This is a genomic window from Aureispira sp. CCB-QB1, assembly GCF_000724545.1.
Classification (GTDB): domain Bacteria; phylum Bacteroidota; class Bacteroidia; order Chitinophagales; family Saprospiraceae; genus Aureispira.
The window spans coordinates 38,223-56,403 of record NZ_JHBV01000042.1 but is presented as its reverse complement, the minus strand read 5'-3'; the positions used below and the strand labels follow the sequence as shown (position 1 = coordinate 56,403).

Sequence of the window (18,181 nt, the reverse complement as noted above, 5' to 3'; positions counted from 1 at the left end):
GTTTGCTTCAACGATGACTTTGCTAGAAAGCAAACCTAAATATATCAAGATACTGTCCATTAAACAATCAACTACACAGCTCTCATAAAACGAAATACATCAAATTAGTTCACCATACTGCCACTGTGTAGTTTCAACAAACTATTGATATGACAAACAGTATACTCAATATAGTTAGCATCCATTAGAAGGTGCTATTTTTATAAATTTTGTCTACTGTTGTGGCTGTTTTTATAAAATACAAACCATCGCTTAGATTAGTTATGTCTATTTCAATTCTTCGTTCGCCTTGTTTTTGAATTGCTACCAATTGAGTAACATCCTGCCCCGCTGCATTAAAAATTGTAATATCGTTGAGTACACTTCCCTCTCCTGTAACTGTAACAAGACCTTGTGTTGGATTGGGATAAATATTAACCATTGCTACCTCATCTATACGGATCGCTACAACCGATGAATACGACGCTTTTTCATCAAAATCTGTTTGCTTCAAACGATAGTAAGAAGTTTCTTTGTATGGAGAATAATCTTTAGTAGAGTAATTGGTTGTCATAGAAGCCTTTCCCCTTCCTTGGACATCAACTACTTTTTCCCATTGATGCCCATCTTTAGAACGTTCAACAGTAAAGTAATCGTTGTTGATTTCTTGTGCGGTTTGCCAGTTCAACTCTACATAACTATTTTCAAGAGGTTGAGCTTCAAAACTTAATAGTTCAATTGGTAAAACAGTTCTCGTTCTGTTGGTTGTTCCAATTGTAAATCTCAAATTATTCGCAATAGCTGTTACCCCTGCAAATTCATAAATACCAGCCCCTAAAGCTGTTGCTCCTGCAATTGGTGTTTCATCGGCAAAAGTACCATCATTGTCTGTATCAATCAACAGTCTTAAATCCGAAGTAGTGATCGGACCAAGGCTAGTCAAATCAAACTGAAGATCTATTGCCCCAACATCAACAGCAGTGCCATTGGTACTTACCTCACTAACACGCCATTCACGATCAAATCTAGCCTGTACAGTTGGAGGTATATCGCTACTATTGACAGCCTCTTGCGTTCGGTTGTTGTGCCCCCAAATCAAAAATTCATTATTATCTAAATTGCTAGGATTTAATATTCGTACAATTCCCGCACCTTGTGCCTCTGTATGATTAATCCCTCCAGTCGTTTGTCCTATTCCTGCCACATCAAAATCATAATTTCCATTTAAGGCATCATCTTCATCGTAAAGATCATTCGTAGCTAATGGAATGTTATATTTGGCAGACAAATAGTTGTTAACTAAGATATTTTCTATCTCATTATGATAATAATTGTATTGAATTATCTCAGCATAATCTGCACCTAAATAAGTTCCATAACCTACATTTAGAGCACCTATTGCCATCGGTTGATTGCTGTTCTGAATAGAAGAAGATGTTTCTGTAGCCGTTCTAATAATTTCACTACCATTTCTTATTCGGCTCCTTGTCGCACCTGCTTTGGTTCCATCAAAATCCCAACCTAAAATGTAATTCGTTGCATTGGAGAAAGTTGTTCCTGCATCAAATCGATTGTTTTGAGTCTCTACATCCAAATTCAATCGGTTGCTACCATAAAAGAAATACGTATAAGCATAATTAGAAGAAACCGTGTAGGAAACGCGTTTCCCCAAAATTCCTCTAGCCGAGCCATCTAAATTATTTGGTCTTAAAACCACATAAAATGTTATTCCTGATGAATTATCCAATATATCTGCATCTGCAACAGCCATTTCATCATCAAGCCCATCAAATCTAACTACAGGCATATTATTTAAGGCACTTGTAGATTGGTATAAAGGATTTGCAGAAGTTGTAATTTGGTTGGCATGGTTGCCATTTCCAGAAGCATCTAGCCAAGTTGAAACAGCTGCTCCATTTCCTATAGAAATAGCATCCGCTTTTAACCATAAGCCATTATTGGAAGAATTCCCGACACCACCAGGACCTGTTTGAGTGAAACCAAAATGTGCATAAATTAACAGGGAGATAAAGATTGTGTATTTCATATTACAATTAACGCTAGGGCAACGCGTCAAAATTCCAAAAAACTTTGCTCAACTTATACGACGGTATTTTACAATTTAATTTGGGGGACGCGCCTATCTTTTATTAAAATAGATTTTATATTAAAGAATTATTTTTTGTAAAAAAAGTAGAAGAGAAGGGATTCTTCTTTAACGTTGTGGGGCACGTTAGAGCAAAAATGAAGCCAATACGATTCTTGTTCCTTCTTATTTGATCAATAATTAGAAAGTGTTAGCTGCATGATATTTATAAAATAATCGTATCAACAATAACTAGAAATGACAATGATACTACATGGAAGCCTTATACATCTGCTTCAGGTAGGTTTTTAACCTCTACCATCAGTATATTTTCACCTATAGATATTTGTTTTGCAATACGAACAGGATTTTCCATTTTTCCATAAGAAGTAAGCACAATACCTTTCATGTTTTCGTCAATTTCAAAAGGATCTTGTAAGTTGAGATGATACGCATTGACGGCTTTGTAAATCGTACTTGTTTCATCCAACATCATCGCATCCAAATCTCCTGTATAGATAACAGAAATAGAAGTTGCATTTTCTGCCACTGTATCATTTGTGGTTGTTTTGGGTGCTGCTCTATTAACAGAGTTTTCCATAATTTCTTTTGCTGAAATCGTATCAACTAGAGAAGTGCTGATCATTGCTCGATCCGAACAGGAAATTGTTGAAGCAACAATTATGCATATGGTTATAAAAAAGAATATTTTATCTGTGTAATCATTTCTATGTTATATTTTTAAATACACCTTTGCTTACTCATGCAAATAAACACAATATTTTCATATTGTGGCACAAAGGTATTTATTTTTCTTAACTAAAAGGTTATTTTCCTGCCAACGAATAGTTAAATTCTTGCCAAATTGAATAAATCTTACCAATTATAACCTAAAGTAACTTCTACCAACTCCGCCTCTCCTGCATAAGCTCGCACATGGCAGCCCAACCACAATTGATTTTTGAAGTTTTTGAAGTAGTTTTGTAGGTAAAAATTAAAGCCTACTTTACTTACTAAAACGCTTCTTCTGTATTTATGTTCATTCATATATACCCCTAAACTTGTCACTAATCCCCAATGTCCAAAAAGCAATTCGTGAGTTGCTATTATCGAGAATCGAGCATAATTCAAATGCTTGAGCACAACACTGCCACTCTGCCTGTCAAAAGCATATGGTGCTGTATTATACAAATACTCTACAGATAAGCTCAGTTTGCTAATACGAGCCATCAAACGAGAGACACCAATAGAAACATTATAAACAGGATACTTGGGACCTCTTGAAGTTGCCATCTCGGTCAATCCGAGTCCTATTTGAATAAAAGGACGAAAACTTTGATTCAAAGCAGGCAATCCTGCGATCAATTGAGTTGACAAACTGTCTGGAACAGTAGGTTTTTGAAAACTATATTGTATCCCTACTTGAGCAAAGGGTATATTGATCCCCAAGTTAGGATTTGTAAAACCACCGTTTGAATAATGGGTCACTCCTCCCCCTAATTGCAAATGAAACGTATTTGAAATTCGATATCGAAACAGTGCTCTTAATATCACACAAGCGTTTAAAGTCGAACCTATGACTATATTATCTTTGTTATAAAAACTATCGTAAGTCTTTGTAATGATTCCTGCGCCCCAACCAATTCTAGCCCTCATATCCAAGCGCTTCCATTCAAAAACCTTAAAATCAAGACTAGGCACAGCATAAAAAGCATTCCCTAAAATATCCGCATTTCCTAGGGTTTGGTATGCGATAGAATAAGCAACAGTAGGTTGACCGTACAAAATCGACCAAATTTTCTTGGCTTGGGTGTGTTGTAATAGCGTTAATTCTCCTGTATGTGAATGTGCTTGAATTTTAGGGTATCGAGGATGGATAGGAACATTCGTTCCAAATTGATAATTCAATTCCAAAGCATATTGCTGTGCTACGATAGCAGTGACCCCAAAAAACTGAATGATTAGTATTAAAAATATTTTTGTCATTGGGTGTTTTTCTTTCTAATTATCTCCTGCTGCTCCGCCTCCTACAAAATCGTCATCGTCATCATCATCGTCGTCAAAATCATCGTCATCAAAGTCAATATTATCATCTTCATCATCAAAATCATCCTCTAAGTATCCTTCAATCTGGCGCAAGAGTTTTAAAGCCATTTCATTGTTAGCTTCCATTTCCAACGCTTGATCCAGTTGAATTTTAGCAAAAGCGTAGTCATGCATATATTTAATCAAAAAATTAGCATAATCGACATACAGACTAGCATCTGCTTTTTCTGCCACCAAATAAGCTTCATAACACATAGAAATAGCTCCATAATCTTGGTAAATATTTTCTAGAATCGTCACAAGTTTTCGCAACGTATCTCCATTGTGAGGAGCTGCTTTTAAAGACTTTTCATAATATATCCTTGCTTTATCATATTCTCCCAAGTGTGTATTGTGCAAATCTCCTAAACTTGCCAATAACAAACCGCTATCTCCGTGAACGGGATGATCCAATCCTTTTTCAAAAGTTTCGATTGCTGCACCAATATTCTCATCATCATGCCATTGAATTTGCCCCAATAAATTAAGCGCCTCTTCTTGATACTCATTAATTCCCAAGGCAATATCAATAAACTGACGTGCTCGTTTAATATCCTTTAGAGCATAATGTGCTTCTGCTATCCGCACATGTGTTTCTGCCATAAATGGCTCCAATTCAATCACCTTGTTATAACAATCAATTGCCCCTTCATAATCTTTAAAGGTAGTTGCCTTTAATATGCCCATTTGTAACAAACCATAAATATGGCTCGGATTACTTGCGGTACAGTCATTATAAAAATTTAGAGCAGCTTCCATATCTTTGCTACGTTCAGCCAAACGCCCCAAAGCATATAGTGCCTCATCATTTTGAGGAGCATACCGAACAATACCTTCAAAACAAACTTGTGCTTCCTCTACCAAATCAAACATCATATACAACTTTCGCCCCAAGTCAAGATAGTATTCCACCAAAATAGACGACGCTACTAAGATTGGCTCGTAATAGGTCTTGCCTTTCTCAAATGCTGCAAAATTTTCTGCTTGCAAATCTGTGTAATCTCCCATCCAAGGCAAATATTCCATAATAGAACTAAAGATACTAAATGTTTTTTCTATTTGATGCTTCTCGGCTTCCTCTAACAAAGTAGAAAGATATTCTAAGGTTTTATCTTTTATTTCTTCGTCAGGGTGTATTTGCCACAATAAGACTAGTGCATCTTTTGCCTCTCTTGCTGTTGCAGAATCGAGTTCTTTTAAAGTACTCAAAATAGTTGCAGCATCGGCATTTAATAAGGTGTGAATTAAAGTCTCGTGTATGTCCATTTTCGTATAATTAAATTCTATTGTTGCTCTCCCTTTCTTTATTTGATTCTCTTGTATAAAAGGACGAGTTTACAAATTTAACTTAAATAATGACATTTTCTATAAATTCTAAACCCTCAAAAAAAACAGTGCCACCTCAAAGCAAAGAATATAATTATTTTCTTCTTTCGAGAGTTTTGAATTTAGTACTTTTGTTTAAACTAGTTCGCTAAGTAGTTTGGGTTAGATGGTAGAAGTTGCCAGTATGTTGTTTTTTAATCAGCAATACCAAAGCTAAGTAGAGTTTGTTTGAGAATATTAGAACGGTGTAACTACCAAATCTAAAGCCATACATTGCATTCAGCTATAATCCGTGCCAATTGGCTTGATTGATAATCAACCTATCCTTTATCAAACAACCCCTTAACTCAGTACTTTTTTAGTGACTTATTATTGGATTTTAAATTTACCTTGACTATTAAAGCGAGCACAGAAGGAAAACACTTGCCCAAAGACTCGCTTAAAATATTATTAAAATCTATGTTACAGTGTACTAAGTGCTCTTTTATCAACATATTAGCTTTGCAATCACACTTCTCAAACACACGGAAGTACAACATTCTCTTGGAAAAACTTAACTTATTAACATTGTTTGCTCTAATCATTTTGTTTTTGGGGAGTACTACGATGGTACAAGCTCAACAAGCTCCTACCCCTCCAAAACCAGATAGCCCAAAAGCAACAATACAAGCCCCCAAAAAGGTAAATCCTCTCCCTCCCTCCAAAGTGATACCTACTCGAAAGAAAAAAGGGACTACAGAAAAACCATCTTGGGATATTGCTAAAACTCAAACCGTGTCTTATTTTCCTGCTTCTTTTAAGATAAAAAAAGATGTTTTGAGTAGAAAATATTACAACAACAACCTTTTTGATATAGAAGAATCAGACAATCCTTTTGCATTGCCTGTGGGTAATTATAAGTCCAAACAAAAAAGTAAAGCCAAAGACAAAAAAGGTCGTCAACTTGATTTTTCAGAATTATTTGCCTTAAATGGTAATAACAATGATCAGGGCATTGCCAAGTGGTTAATTTTTATATTATTAGGGTTACTCTCTTTGATGGCTATTATTGTAGCGATCTACTCCAAAGAAGTTACTAGTATTTTTCAAACCTTTCTAAGCACAAACATTCAAAACAACCAAAGAGATCAAGGAAACCTTTTGACGATAGCACGATTTTCTAGTTACATTCTTTTTGTCTTAGGGATGGGGACATTTTGTTTTTTAATTCCCCAAATTCTATTAAAAGAGTTCCAATTCAACACTTTTGGAGCACTTTGTTTGTTTATTTTGGGGCTTGGGGCAATTTATTTTCTTAAACACATACAACTCAAAGTCTTATCTTACATTTTACCTTTTCGGCAAGAAATTGAGTCCTATAGCTTTATTGTCTCCAACACCAACAAAGCACTTGGTTTTATCATAGTTCCTTTGCTTTTTTTAATTGCATATACACCAACTACCGCGCAAATTATGGCGCTCTATTTTAGTTTTATTTTACTCAGTTTAATTTATATTTATCGTACATTAAAGGGCTTAGCTATTGCTGGAAGTATAATTTTATTTCATAAATTCCATTTTTTTGTGTACCTTTGTGCCGTTGAAATAGCCCCGATAGTAATCTTATTGAAGTTATTGTCTATTTTATAACGATAATAAACATTAGATGTCAGCAGATTCGAAAGATAGATTAGAGAAAGTGGAGAGCATTTTGGTTACACAATTAACAACCAAAAACAACAGAGCTCCATATGACAAATTGGTAGAGAAATTTGGTTTAAAAATCGATTATCGTCCATTTACAGAAGTCATTCCTGTTACAGCAAAAGAATTTAGAAAACAAAAAATTGCTTTAGAAGAATTTACTGCGATTATACTTACTAGTAAAAGTGCCGTAGACCATTTCTTCAGACTTTGTGATGAAATGCGTTACAAGGTACCCGCAGACCTAAAATACTTTTGTAAGTCAGAAGCCGTTGCACTATACCTGCAAAAACACATCGTTTACCGCAAGCGCAAAGTATTCTTTGGCAAGCGTGTATTAGATGATTTAAAGCCCTCATTATTAAAGCACAAAAAGAAAGAAAAATTCTTGCTGCCATGCTCTAATTTTGGAGGACGCAACTTCGCTACCTTCTTAGAAGACAACGAGTTTGATTTTAAAGAGTCTATGATGTATTTGGCTGCTAGTAGTGATATTTCGGACTTAGAAGACGTATTCTATGACATTCTTGTTTTCTTTAGCCCTTTGAGTTTAAAGTCTCTATACGATAACTTTCCTGATTTTAAACAAAATAAAACTAGAATCGCTGCTTTTGGAAACAGTACGGCTCAAGCAGTTTTGGACAGAGGTCTAATTCTAGACATCAAAGTTCCTGCGCCCGAAACACCTTCAATGACCATGGCTATTGAAAAATACATTCGAGAAACACTAGAAGCAAGGCCTTCTGGAAAATAATATATAGAACCACTGGAACAAAAAAGTGTTAGTAGCTATATGCCCTAACACTTTTTTTATTATTCTTAATAATCCAACCGTTATTTCTTCTTTTTAAGTACACTTAGGCGTTGTTTTGCTTGGCTGTGCAAACTAGCTTGATATTGATCAGGCTTTTCCTTCAGACATTTCTCATAAAAATCCTTTGCCATTTCTATTTCATCCCTTGACTCATGTATTATACCTGCTTGAAGAGCGGCATTACAAGCATAGTAATATGGCTTTTTAGTTCCTTTATCAATGGTTTGGCCATAATACTTTAACGCATCATCATTCTTCTTCATTTTTTGGAAAATTCTCCCCATTCGATAAGTATATTCGATTTTTTCCTGTTCTGTTTTCAAACTTTTCGAATCACATCCCTTCAACGCATTGTATGCTTTATCATAATAACCGCCATCATACAATAGGCGAGCTTTGAGCAAGTCAAGATTTGGCACAATTCTCAATTTTGCTTCCTCCATTTCATTCATCGCTGTCCGATCTTGCGAAGTATTGTATTCTCCTTTTTTTTCTACCAAAGACATATAATAACGATATTTGGACTCATCTTTTCTTAGTAGGCTAATCCAAGCCAATCGATGATAAGCCTCTTTAATACCATTAACACCTCTATATCTAGATAAAAAATTATTAAAATCTTCTTCCGAATCCAAGTCCAATCTATAAAGTTTGCATAAGCCATTCATAATATCCATATATGGAAAATCATAGTATTCATCTCCTTTAGGATATTTGTCTAAAATTAAGATAGCTTGTTTACTTTTACCGATTTTCATGCTTCTATTTGCCAGAATATAAGCAGCCATCGGATTTTTGGTAAAGTCTAAGATTTCTGTATTAATTGCTCCCCACGCTTTCATGTCGTTGTTTCCCATATACAACAAAAGCATTCCATAAATCACTTGAACTTCTTCATTAAATTCAAATTCTTGATGGCGCTTGCCGTGGCTAATAACCTCCTCTAGCTCTCCTAACCCTTGTGCTATATTGCCTCTTAAACCTGCTAGAGAAGCCCCCCATTGATATTTCCCAGGAATAGCTCCAACCATCGTATGCAAAATGCCTAAGGCTCGTTTATTAGGCAAAAATTTTGGAAACTTTTTATCATTTCGTTCTAATAAAACAGCAGCTTTTTTTATGCTTTTAAATGCCTCCATGTTGTCTTGAAACAATGCATAAATCATTCCCCAACGTAGATGAATATCAGCTTGAGTAAACAACGTATAAGGATCTCCTTCTGCCCCTTGTTCTAACCATTCCAAGCGCTCTTCTTTACGTTTTAGATATTTACCATAAATATCTTTGGGTCTTCCATCTATAAAGGCGTAAAAAAAATCAATATAATCCTCCAAATAATGAGGAATTAAATTAAATGTATTGTTCTTTTTTTCTTGAATAATACGAGGAATTGCAGCTTGAAACTTTAGTGTCATTACATCATGAAACATATCCTTTAGATCATCATTCCATTTAAAAAAACCAGCATTGTTCAATTCACTAGGAGACGTTTGAGCTTGCCCAGAAGCAATAGAAATAAATAGTAAAAAGAAAAGGCTATAAAAAAATTTCATTACAAAAAGGTTTTGTGATTAAAAACAGACTGTTTGTCAATCTATGAAATATTCAATAAATGTTTGTCATAACATTACTTCGTTGAAACCAGACAGTAGAACAACACAGCCAACTACAAGCAAAGCATTCACGCAGTAAATCGTATTAGACAGAAAAAATATGGGATAAAATAATTCAATCTAGAGTTTGGTTCTTTATTTTATGCTTTGATGGTCTAGTTTGTTACATCTCATAAGCAGATATTAGGTCATTATCAAAAAAATCTTGCACAGAAAGCCCTATAACTACAGCTTCGTTTTTTGCCCATTTATCTAAACAAAAATACAATCACTTAAAATTTAAAAAACCTCAAGAAATACAGTTCCTTGAGGCTTTTATCAGCAATTTATATCTAAAAATTGTTCTAATTTCAATTCAAACTACTGTTCTACTTCTAATTTTTCTTGTTCTAACTCCTCCAAAGAAGTTTCGATATTAGAAGCAACCAAGATTCTAGCACAGTGTTCACAATGGATAATGCGTTTGCGTTGTCCAAGCTCTAGTTGAGTTTGAGGAGGGACTTGGCTAAAACATCCGCCACAAGCATCACGTTCTACAATGACTACAGCGAGACCATTTTTATAAGTATTTGTTAATCGATCGTATACAGCCAATAAATCCTCATCAATTTTTTTGCGAGCACGTTTTTCTTTTCTCAAGTATTTTTGCTCATCTTTTTCTGTTTTAGCAGTAATTTTTTCTAATTCCTCCTGCTTCAACTTCATATCGGCACGCTTCTCTTCTTGTCTAGCTTTAGACGCATCTAGAGTAGTATCTTTATTGCTCAATTTTTGTTGAGTTTCTCTAATGCGTTTGTTGGCCAATTGAATATCCAATTTTTGAAGCTCGATTTCACGAGTTAAGGCTTCGAATTCACGGTTATTCTTAACATTGTTTTGTTGCTTATTGTACTTTTCAATTAAAGCTTCTGCCTCTTTAATTTTATTTTCGTATTGTACAACGCTTAATTGCAACTCTTTATGTTCTTCTTCTAACTTAGCAATTTTTTTATCTAAAGTAACGATCTCTGTTTCTAATGCACTCACTTCTAAAGGAAGTTCTCCTTGCAACTTTTTAATGTTGTTCAACTGAGTGTTGACCATTTGCAACTCATATAAGTTTTGCAACTTTTCTTCTATTGGTAGATTAGAATTAGCATTTTTCTTTGCCATAATATTATAGATAATTTATTGGATTTGTATTTATTTCAGTACAACGGATTGCAAAATTACGAAATTTTTGCGTTAATAATTCATAAAACAGCTCAATTGTAAACTGTTCACTCTCATAATGCCCAATATCTGCTATAATTATGCGATTTTCGGCATCAAAAAACTGGTGATACTTGTAATCCCCAGTAATAAATATATCAGCTTGGGCGGCGAGCGCATTTTTCAACAAGAAACTTCCTGCACCACCACAAAGAGCAACACGTTTAATTTCTTTTTTGCACAATGCTGTATAACGAATTCCATCCGCCTTCATATTTTTCTTAAGCATTTTTAGAAACGCTATTGTTTCCATAGGTTCTTTTAGTTCTCCAACTAATCCTGAACCAATTTCTTGGTGGACATTATCCAAGGTATAGATATCATAAGCCACCTCCTCATAAGGATGTACTCTAAAAAGATTTCTAACAATTTGCCCTTGTAGATAGGCAGGAAAAACAACTTCTAGTTTGTTTTCTTTTTCTTCATGCTGTGCTCCTACTTCTCCAACGGTAGGATTACTAGCCTCATCTCCTTTAAAAGAACCGACTCCTTCCGTTCTAAAGCTGCATTCCGAATAATTGCCTATGCTACCTGCTCCTGCTTCAAATAGAGCATTTTTAACAGCCTCAGTAGCTTCTATCGGGACAAAAACCGATAATTTTTTTAGTAATCCTTTTTTAGGGCTTAAAATTTTGGTTTGTGTAAGTCCTATTTTTTCTGCAATTTTACCGTTTACTCCATTTCGATAAACATTATCCAAATTAGTATGCGCAGCATAAATAGCAATGTCGTTTTTAATTGCTTTTAAGACAACCCGTTCCACATAATTTTTGCCTGTAAACGATTTTAAACCTCCAAAAACAATGGGGTGGTGAGCAACTACCAAATTACAACCTTTCTCCATTGCCTCATCCAAAACAGCCTCAATAGTATCTAAAGCAATTAAAATACCTGTTACCTCGACTTCTTTATCTCCCACAATTAAGCCCGCATTATCGTAGCTCTCTTGCAAAGATTTTGGAGCAATAGATTCTAAATACTCAACTACATTTTTAATTTTCATTCTCTAATCATTCCTTTTTAAGACAGATCATTTTCTATCAAATGTCTACCTAAATTTAGTTCTGGATTTCTTGAATCCAAATAAGCCCGAACCCGCTCAAAATCTAAGGGCGAAAAGGTAAACAAATGCTTATAAATCCGCTTTTCATCCAAGTAAATAGCCTTTTCTCTAACGACAATATTTTTACCCTTATAATCGTAGTTTTGGGAGACTATCCCTAGCCCATTTCGAAGAATCAACTGTTGATCTGTCAATTCCAAAACAGCATTCGTGTACATATTATTTAGGCTAATTAGTATCCAAATGGCTCCCAAGATTATTCGATAAGTACTTTGCGTATACCAAGCCAATAAGATTAACAAAAATGCCATAGCAACATTCAATGCCAAAAACCAAGTCCGATATCGAATTTTAAGAGGTGGCATAATACTTATTTTTGAACACCATTTAGAACCTGTTCTTAAACGAAAAAGAGGGTAACAGCCAAACTGTTACCCTTTGTTTATTTTTAACTTATACCCTCAACACTCTAAAAAGTATTGAACATACAAGGCACTATTTTAGTATTTCCACTTTCTGTTAGCACCACCATCGCCAGCAGGTTTGCTTTGCTCTTGTGCATTATCTTCCGCAATGTAGAATTCTACACGACGATTCATAAAGTGTTCTTTTTCTTTGTTTGCATTTTCAATCAAGTTATTAGACTCACCATTGTACTTGATGATGAAACGACTACGATCAATGCCATATTTATTCACTAAGTGATCAATACAAGTCATTGTACGGTTGTAAGACAACATATCGTTGTACTCTTTAGTTGAACGTACATCTGTGTGACCATGAACAACAACTTTTAATTTAGGGTAACCTTTCATTACACTAGCAACATGTTGTAATTGCTCATATGCTTCTGGACGCAAGTAGTATTTATCCAAGTCAAAGTGAACCATTGGCAAGTACCAATCTTTCAAAGTACCCGTTCCGCCAGAAGCTCCTAGTGGATCGTATACTTCATCACCAATAACCAATGTTGGATGTTTACCAGTTTCTGGATCTCCAGGAATAATTTTAACATCTTCTTCTGTAATTGGTTTTGGCACCTGAGCAACACCATCTTTGTCTGTAGGATATCCAGGTGGAGAATAAGGCTCTTTATCTTGGCTATTTACAACACCATCACCATCAGAATCCAAAGAACGACCTTTGCTATCTACTTCTGTATCAGGTGGTGTATCTTTTTCTTCATCCAAAGCATCTGGCACACCGTCATTATCTGTATCACGGAACCAATCGTCGTCTAACTTTTCTTTCAAGTCAGCAACATCTTGCATAGGGTAAATCAAAGGATTTACAAACCATAGTGGTTGAATAGCTTTGTCTTTTTTCCCAATATTAAATCCTAAGCGAATGCTTGTATAATGAGGGATATCAATACTCGCAGTACGAGCTCCATTTTCTTTGCGGCTTTTTCCATCAAAGAAGTCATCGTCAGACAAGAATGATTGGTGCTCCAATCCGATAGAAATACGAGGCGTAATTAAGTATTCAAAAGACAAACCTACATTGATGAATGGGTTTAAAACCATACGATTTTCATCTTCACCAATTGTAATCAAGTTGTTTGCATTTTGTTGTGCCAATGTCTCATATTTTCCATCTAGGAAACCTTTCAACTCTTGCAATACAGCGTCACGATCAGCAACTTTTGTAATGTCGTATTGTTGTCCAGAAGCTCCTCCACCAGATTTGTTAGCCAAAGCTGTCATTTGAGCAGCATATGTTTGACCACTAGCATCCAATGCATCAATTTTAGTATGGTACAAGTTAGCTCCCAAACCAAGAATTAAATTCAAACTCCATTTGTTGCTTTTTTTGTGAAACTTGATGTTGTTCAAGTTAAACACCATTTGCAAAGAAAGAGCGTGATGTTGCTCAATTCTATAGTTGGCATAAAAAGCATCGCTTGTTGTATAATCACCAGGAGTTACTACATTTCCATCAGACGATGTAATCGTAAATGGAGCTACATTAGGAAATGCTTTGTAGTAAGAAGGTGCGTAATTAAAACCATTAGCTTGACCAAACATGTATTCTGCTTTTAGTGAGAATACGTAGCCAATTGATTTTCTTACATGAACAGAAGCTCCCCAGCCAAATGATGGTTTAACATCACCACTTACTAAGAAACTACCTCCACCAATACCGAGTTGCCACCAATCTCTTGGGCGACCTGGAAATTGGCTTTTCCCCTCTTTCCATTCAGCATGCTGTGCTTGATCTTTCTTGGTAATAAAATTGTCATCTGTCGGACGAACAGAAACTTGTGCTTGAGAAGTATTCATGGATAGTAGCAATAACGCTCCTGCAAAAATACCCCCTAATTGGTTAATTTTTTTCATAATTATTTTTTCTCTTTTTGGATTGAACTGGACTTAGACCTCTTTTAAATCGAATATTTTGTATATGAATCTTAAGTCAAGAAGCGACAAATTTACATTTTTTTTTCTTCTAAAACAATAAATCTGTGTACTAACTAGTTATAAGTCATTAATTATATTGGTTTAATGAAAAAAGTGTAAAAATGTTTCAAGGCTTTACAAGGTTCTTAAACATACACACAAAACATTCTCAATCAAAGACTTGCTAATCAAACATAACGAATAGCTCTTTCTTTTTCAAGAAATCGAGCAATTATGTATAAAAAAATAAAACACGTCTAATTTAAAAACTTTTTCTTTAGATACATCATCAGCTTATACGCCTGATAATTGATCCGACTAAAAAACTAAAAAGTGTGTTATCTTATCAGCTCTCATACTTTTCATCTACTGTATAACAGATTCTTCGCCTAAAAGTTTTTCCAAGGCTATAGTTAATGCCGTTGTTGAAATCAAAACGTTGTTAGAATTTACAGCACGAGTATTCTCTAATGCCTGTCTAATTACCTGAGAAACATCTGAGAAAATGCTTTCGTCTGTCAACAAAGCATGTGATTGCATCAAATAAGCAAATACTCTTGCCATACCACAATTTGCAATAAAATCAGGAATAACACTAATACGCTCATCAGTATTTTTAGCCGTAGGACCAAAAAATACTTGGTCGTCAACAAAAGGAACATTAGCACCACAAGAAACAACTTGTAAACCATTAACAATTAAGGCATCCATTTGTTCTCTTGTTACTAATTTTGACGCGGCACCAGGAATGAAAACATCTGCTTCCAAATCCCATATTTTTTCATTAGCTTCCTCAAACGACAATAGATCAGGTGCTACTAATTTATTTCCTTTTTTGTTTAAGTACAGATAGGTAACTTCTTCAAAAGAAAGCCCTTCAGGACGTATAATTCCACCCGCAATATCAATAATCCCTACAATTTTAGCCCCATCTTCTGCCAAATAGTAAGCTGCTGCTGCTGCAACATTTCCCCAACCTTGAATAATTATTTTTTTACCAGTCAGATTGGTGTTGTGATACAAGTCGTAATAATGAACAACAGATTCAGCAACACCATATCCTGTAATCAAATCAGCAACCGCTAATTTCGCACTTACAGAGGGAGTAAACCTAGGATCTTCCACAATTTTACTAACTCCTTGACGCAATTGGCCTAGAATTTCAATTCGTTCTCCTTCGTTAGATTTAAAATGACCATGCACAATTCCTTGTTGAGGATGCCATAAGCCCAAATCTTGAGTGATCGGAATAACATCTTTCAGTTCATCTACGTTCAAGTCTCCACCTGTTCCGTAATAATTTTTTAATAGCGGAATGACTGCCTTGTACCAACGTTTTAAGACCCCATCCTTGCGGGGATCATTAGGATCAAAATTGATACCAGATTTTGCACCGCCAATATTAGGACCACAAACAGAAAACTTCACTTCCATCACTTTTGCCAGAGAAATTACCTCTTCCCTATTCAAACCTTTTCTCATTCGAGTACCGCCACCAGCAGCACCTCCTCTTAGAGAATTAATAACCACCCAGCCTTTTGCACCAGTCTCTTGATCAGTCCATTCAAAAACAATTTCAGGTTCTTGTTCTTTGTATTTTTGTAGTAGTTCCATTTTATCTTATTTTTTGCGTGCAAATATAGGATAATTGGATTAAAAACTACCTTTATACTCAAAATCTTTTTGCTAATTGATATTATCTTGTATTATTACAATAATAGTCCACTAATTTTTTATTTTTCTGGCTAAAAAAAATAAAAAAAGCATCTTGTATTTAATTGTTTAAAAAGTACTATTTATCTGATTATCAGCCTTTTATGAATTGCACCAATTCAAAACCCATCCTCCTGATTATCAGCCCAATACGATTCCTAAAAAAATTGTATCCAAGCAATACACCAAAGAGTCGCTCTTTGTTGTTTTTTAACAAAAACTTCCTTGTACAAGGAATAATAATTTATAATATTTCAATAATGATTCAGAATCTTGTCCAAAATAATTCGTCTACTTTCTTAGAGCCAACGACGTTTGAGCCATTTCAATACGGGCAATCTATCGTACAATACCAAGGAGAGCGTATTGATTTAAAATCAATAGATATTGCCATCTTCAGTTGGGGAAATTCGGATTATTATCAAGAGATCAGAAAAGGGCTTTATCAGTTAAGTGCCAATTTTAAACCCAATACAGTGCTTGATCTAGGGGTTGTTCATCAAAATACAGTCCCTTTAATTGAGTTAGTTGATTTGCTGTTGCAACACAATGTCTTTCCTATTATCATTAGTGCGAGTAATCAAGCTATTCTCCCTCAACTCAAAGCCTACGAACAACAAGCAGAAGGACTCAACTTAGCCTTGTTTGATAGTAAAATTCCCTATTCGTTAAGTTCAACATCTTTGCTCATTAATCAATTAATACAGTACCATCCTCAACTACTGTTTCACTTAAACTGCATTGGTAGTCAATCCTATTTAGTTGACCCAAAAGCTATTTCAGCATTAGAAGATAAATATTTTGAAGTCCATCGACTTGGAAAAATACAACCTCGATTAGAAGAAATAGAACCAATGGTAAGAAATATAGATTTAGCGGCGTTTAGCATCGCAAGTATTCGAGCTGCGGATGCCCCTGCTCAAGTCTATAAAAACCCCAATGGCTTACTAGCAGCAGAAGCTTGCAAAATCATGCACTACATCGCCATGAGTGACCAAGTTTCCTCCTTATGCCTACATAGTTTTGATCATCAAGCGACAGATCAAGGACAAACAGCCAATATGATTGCTCAGTTAATTTGGTTTGTTGTAGAAGGTTTCTTTGCCAGAAATCAAGAATTCCCTATTGACAAAAAAGAGTTACGAGCATATGTGGTAGATAACAAAACATTGGGTACTCCTATTTCATTTTATAAGAGCCTCAAAAGTGATCGTTGGTGGTTTGAAATTCCTCGAGCGTTGTACAGCAAACATCAACTGCTAGCTTGTTCGTATAGAGATTATCAAATTGCTTGTGAGGGTGATTTGCCTGATCGAATTTTAAATGCTATTAACCGCCTTACTTAACGATTTCCAAAGTTCGAACAACTTCTATGTCTTGATACTCTTTTTGAATCATTGCATGAATAGCTACTACCTGACCCGCTCGCATTTTTTTCAAAGCGCGAAGCATTTCTCTGTTTAGGGTGTTGCCCCTTGTTTCTAACACGATTTCTTTCCCTTTAGCATCAATTTTCAAGGTTAAGAAGCGGACATCATAGGTGTTTCCATAATAATCTCTTACTAAAAAATAACGTTTTAAAAGCGCCTTTAAAGCCTCTTTGGTTACTTTATCTTGGTAGATTGTTCCCCAATGAATTTGATACAAATTTTTATTGCTAGAAACAGCCTCATCTGCTCTTTTAAATCGAATTGGCAAGGTCATCTTAGTAGCAACTGGCTCTCCATTTCTAAGAGCTGGTCTAAAATCAGGCATCATTCGAATAACTCGCATCGCTTCTTGCCCACATCCAGCTCCTATATTTCGAACCAACTCCAAATCTGTTATCTTGCCTTCTTTCGTCACAGAAAAACGAACAACAACAACACCTTCTATATTACGAGCACGAGCACTATCAGGGTAAACTATATTTTCGTTAATAAAAGCTTGAATTTTTGGCACAGAACAAGCTTGTCTTTGTTCTTCACTAATCAAGGGATCGTCACAACCATCAAACAAAGGTGGTATATCAACAGCTGTCAAGATAGAAGAATCCTGAGGTTGAGCAACCATAGACAGCCCCAAAAAGAGTAAAAAACAAGTGAGTATATAGTTGTTCATATTTTTCTATTCTTATCCAATTTGAAAAAAAGTCTCAATTTGGTATCTATTAAAAAAGAGAAAACTTAC

Annotated in this window: 14 protein-coding genes; 3 read left to right on the top strand and 11 right to left on the bottom strand. The window is 35.2% G+C overall.

Annotation, left to right across the window (positions count from 1 at the left end):
• Positions 1-184 precede the first annotated feature (184 nt).
• The 4 genes from CG11_RS22430 to CG11_RS22415 form a co-directional block, all read right to left on the bottom strand.
• Positions 185-2,026, bottom strand: coding sequence for a T9SS type A sorting domain-containing protein (locus tag CG11_RS22430; protein ID WP_052599098.1), 1,842 nt, complete (start codon positions 2,024-2,026; stop codon positions 185-187).
• 322 nt (positions 2,027-2,348) lie between these two features.
• Entirely contained in the window at positions 2,349-2,666 is a 318-nt protein-coding gene (locus CG11_RS22425) for a hypothetical protein (protein WP_156039864.1), read from the bottom strand.
• A gap of 275 nt (positions 2,667-2,941) precedes the next feature.
• Positions 2,942-4,051, bottom strand: coding sequence for an acyloxyacyl hydrolase (locus CG11_RS22420; protein WP_052599096.1), 1,110 nt, complete (start codon positions 4,049-4,051; stop codon positions 2,942-2,944).
• 15 nt (positions 4,052-4,066) lie between these two features.
• On the bottom strand, positions 4,067-5,416 hold the full coding sequence (locus CG11_RS22415) for a lipopolysaccharide assembly protein LapB (protein ID WP_052599095.1): 1,350 nt from the start codon (positions 5,414-5,416) through the stop codon (positions 4,067-4,069).
• Between the two features lie 603 nt (positions 5,417-6,019).
• Between CG11_RS22415 and CG11_RS22410 the strand changes: the two genes are divergently transcribed.
• Together CG11_RS22410 and CG11_RS22405 are read left to right on the top strand one after the other, a co-directional pair.
• Positions 6,020-7,105, top strand: coding sequence for a DUF4271 domain-containing protein (locus tag CG11_RS22410; RefSeq protein WP_197043914.1), 1,086 nt, complete (start codon positions 6,020-6,022; stop codon positions 7,103-7,105).
• Positions 7,106-7,121: 16 nt separating this feature from the next.
• Positions 7,122-7,913, top strand: a complete 792-nt coding sequence (locus CG11_RS22405) for a uroporphyrinogen-III synthase (RefSeq protein WP_052599093.1) — start codon at positions 7,122-7,124, stop codon at positions 7,911-7,913.
• Positions 7,914-7,993: 80 nt separating this feature from the next.
• On the opposite strand, the gene CG11_RS22400 is transcribed toward CG11_RS22405, so the two are convergent.
• From CG11_RS22400 to CG11_RS22375, 6 genes are all read right to left on the bottom strand, one after another.
• Positions 7,994-9,526 carry a tol-pal system YbgF family protein gene (locus CG11_RS22400; RefSeq protein ID WP_052599092.1) on the bottom strand — a complete coding sequence of 511 codons (1,533 nt, stop codon included), beginning with the start codon at positions 9,524-9,526 and terminating at the stop codon, positions 7,994-7,996.
• A gap of 420 nt (positions 9,527-9,946) precedes the next feature.
• Positions 9,947-10,738, bottom strand: a complete 792-nt coding sequence (locus tag CG11_RS22395) for a zinc ribbon domain-containing protein (protein WP_052599091.1) — start codon at positions 10,736-10,738, stop codon at positions 9,947-9,949.
• 4 nt (positions 10,739-10,742) lie between these two features.
• On the bottom strand, positions 10,743-11,840 hold the full coding sequence (locus tag CG11_RS22390) for a Nif3-like dinuclear metal center hexameric protein (RefSeq protein WP_052599090.1): 1,098 nt from the start codon (positions 11,838-11,840) through the stop codon (positions 10,743-10,745).
• Between the two features lie 17 nt (positions 11,841-11,857).
• Complete coding sequence (locus CG11_RS22385; protein ID WP_052599089.1) at positions 11,858-12,265, bottom strand: hypothetical protein; 408 nt, start codon at positions 12,263-12,265, stop codon at positions 11,858-11,860.
• Positions 12,266-12,400: 135 nt separating this feature from the next.
• Entirely contained in the window at positions 12,401-14,239 is a 1,839-nt protein-coding gene (locus CG11_RS22380; RefSeq protein ID WP_052599088.1) for an OmpA family protein, read from the bottom strand.
• Positions 14,240-14,665: 426 nt separating this feature from the next.
• The gene (locus CG11_RS22375) at positions 14,666-15,913 is read right to left on the bottom strand and encodes a Glu/Leu/Phe/Val dehydrogenase dimerization domain-containing protein (RefSeq protein WP_052599087.1); all 1,248 of its coding nucleotides are present in this window, start codon (positions 15,911-15,913) and stop codon (positions 14,666-14,668) included.
• Between the two features lie 359 nt (positions 15,914-16,272).
• Between CG11_RS22375 and CG11_RS22370 the strand changes: the two genes are divergently transcribed.
• Positions 16,273-17,358, top strand: a complete 1,086-nt coding sequence (locus CG11_RS22370; RefSeq protein WP_052599086.1) for a hypothetical protein — start codon at positions 16,273-16,275, stop codon at positions 17,356-17,358.
• On the opposite strand, the gene CG11_RS22365 is transcribed toward CG11_RS22370, so the two are convergent.
• Complete coding sequence (locus tag CG11_RS22365; protein WP_052599085.1) at positions 17,351-18,112, bottom strand: energy transducer TonB; 762 nt, start codon at positions 18,110-18,112, stop codon at positions 17,351-17,353. The genes CG11_RS22370 and CG11_RS22365 overlap by 8 nt on opposite strands.
• Positions 18,113-18,181 lie beyond the last annotated feature (69 nt).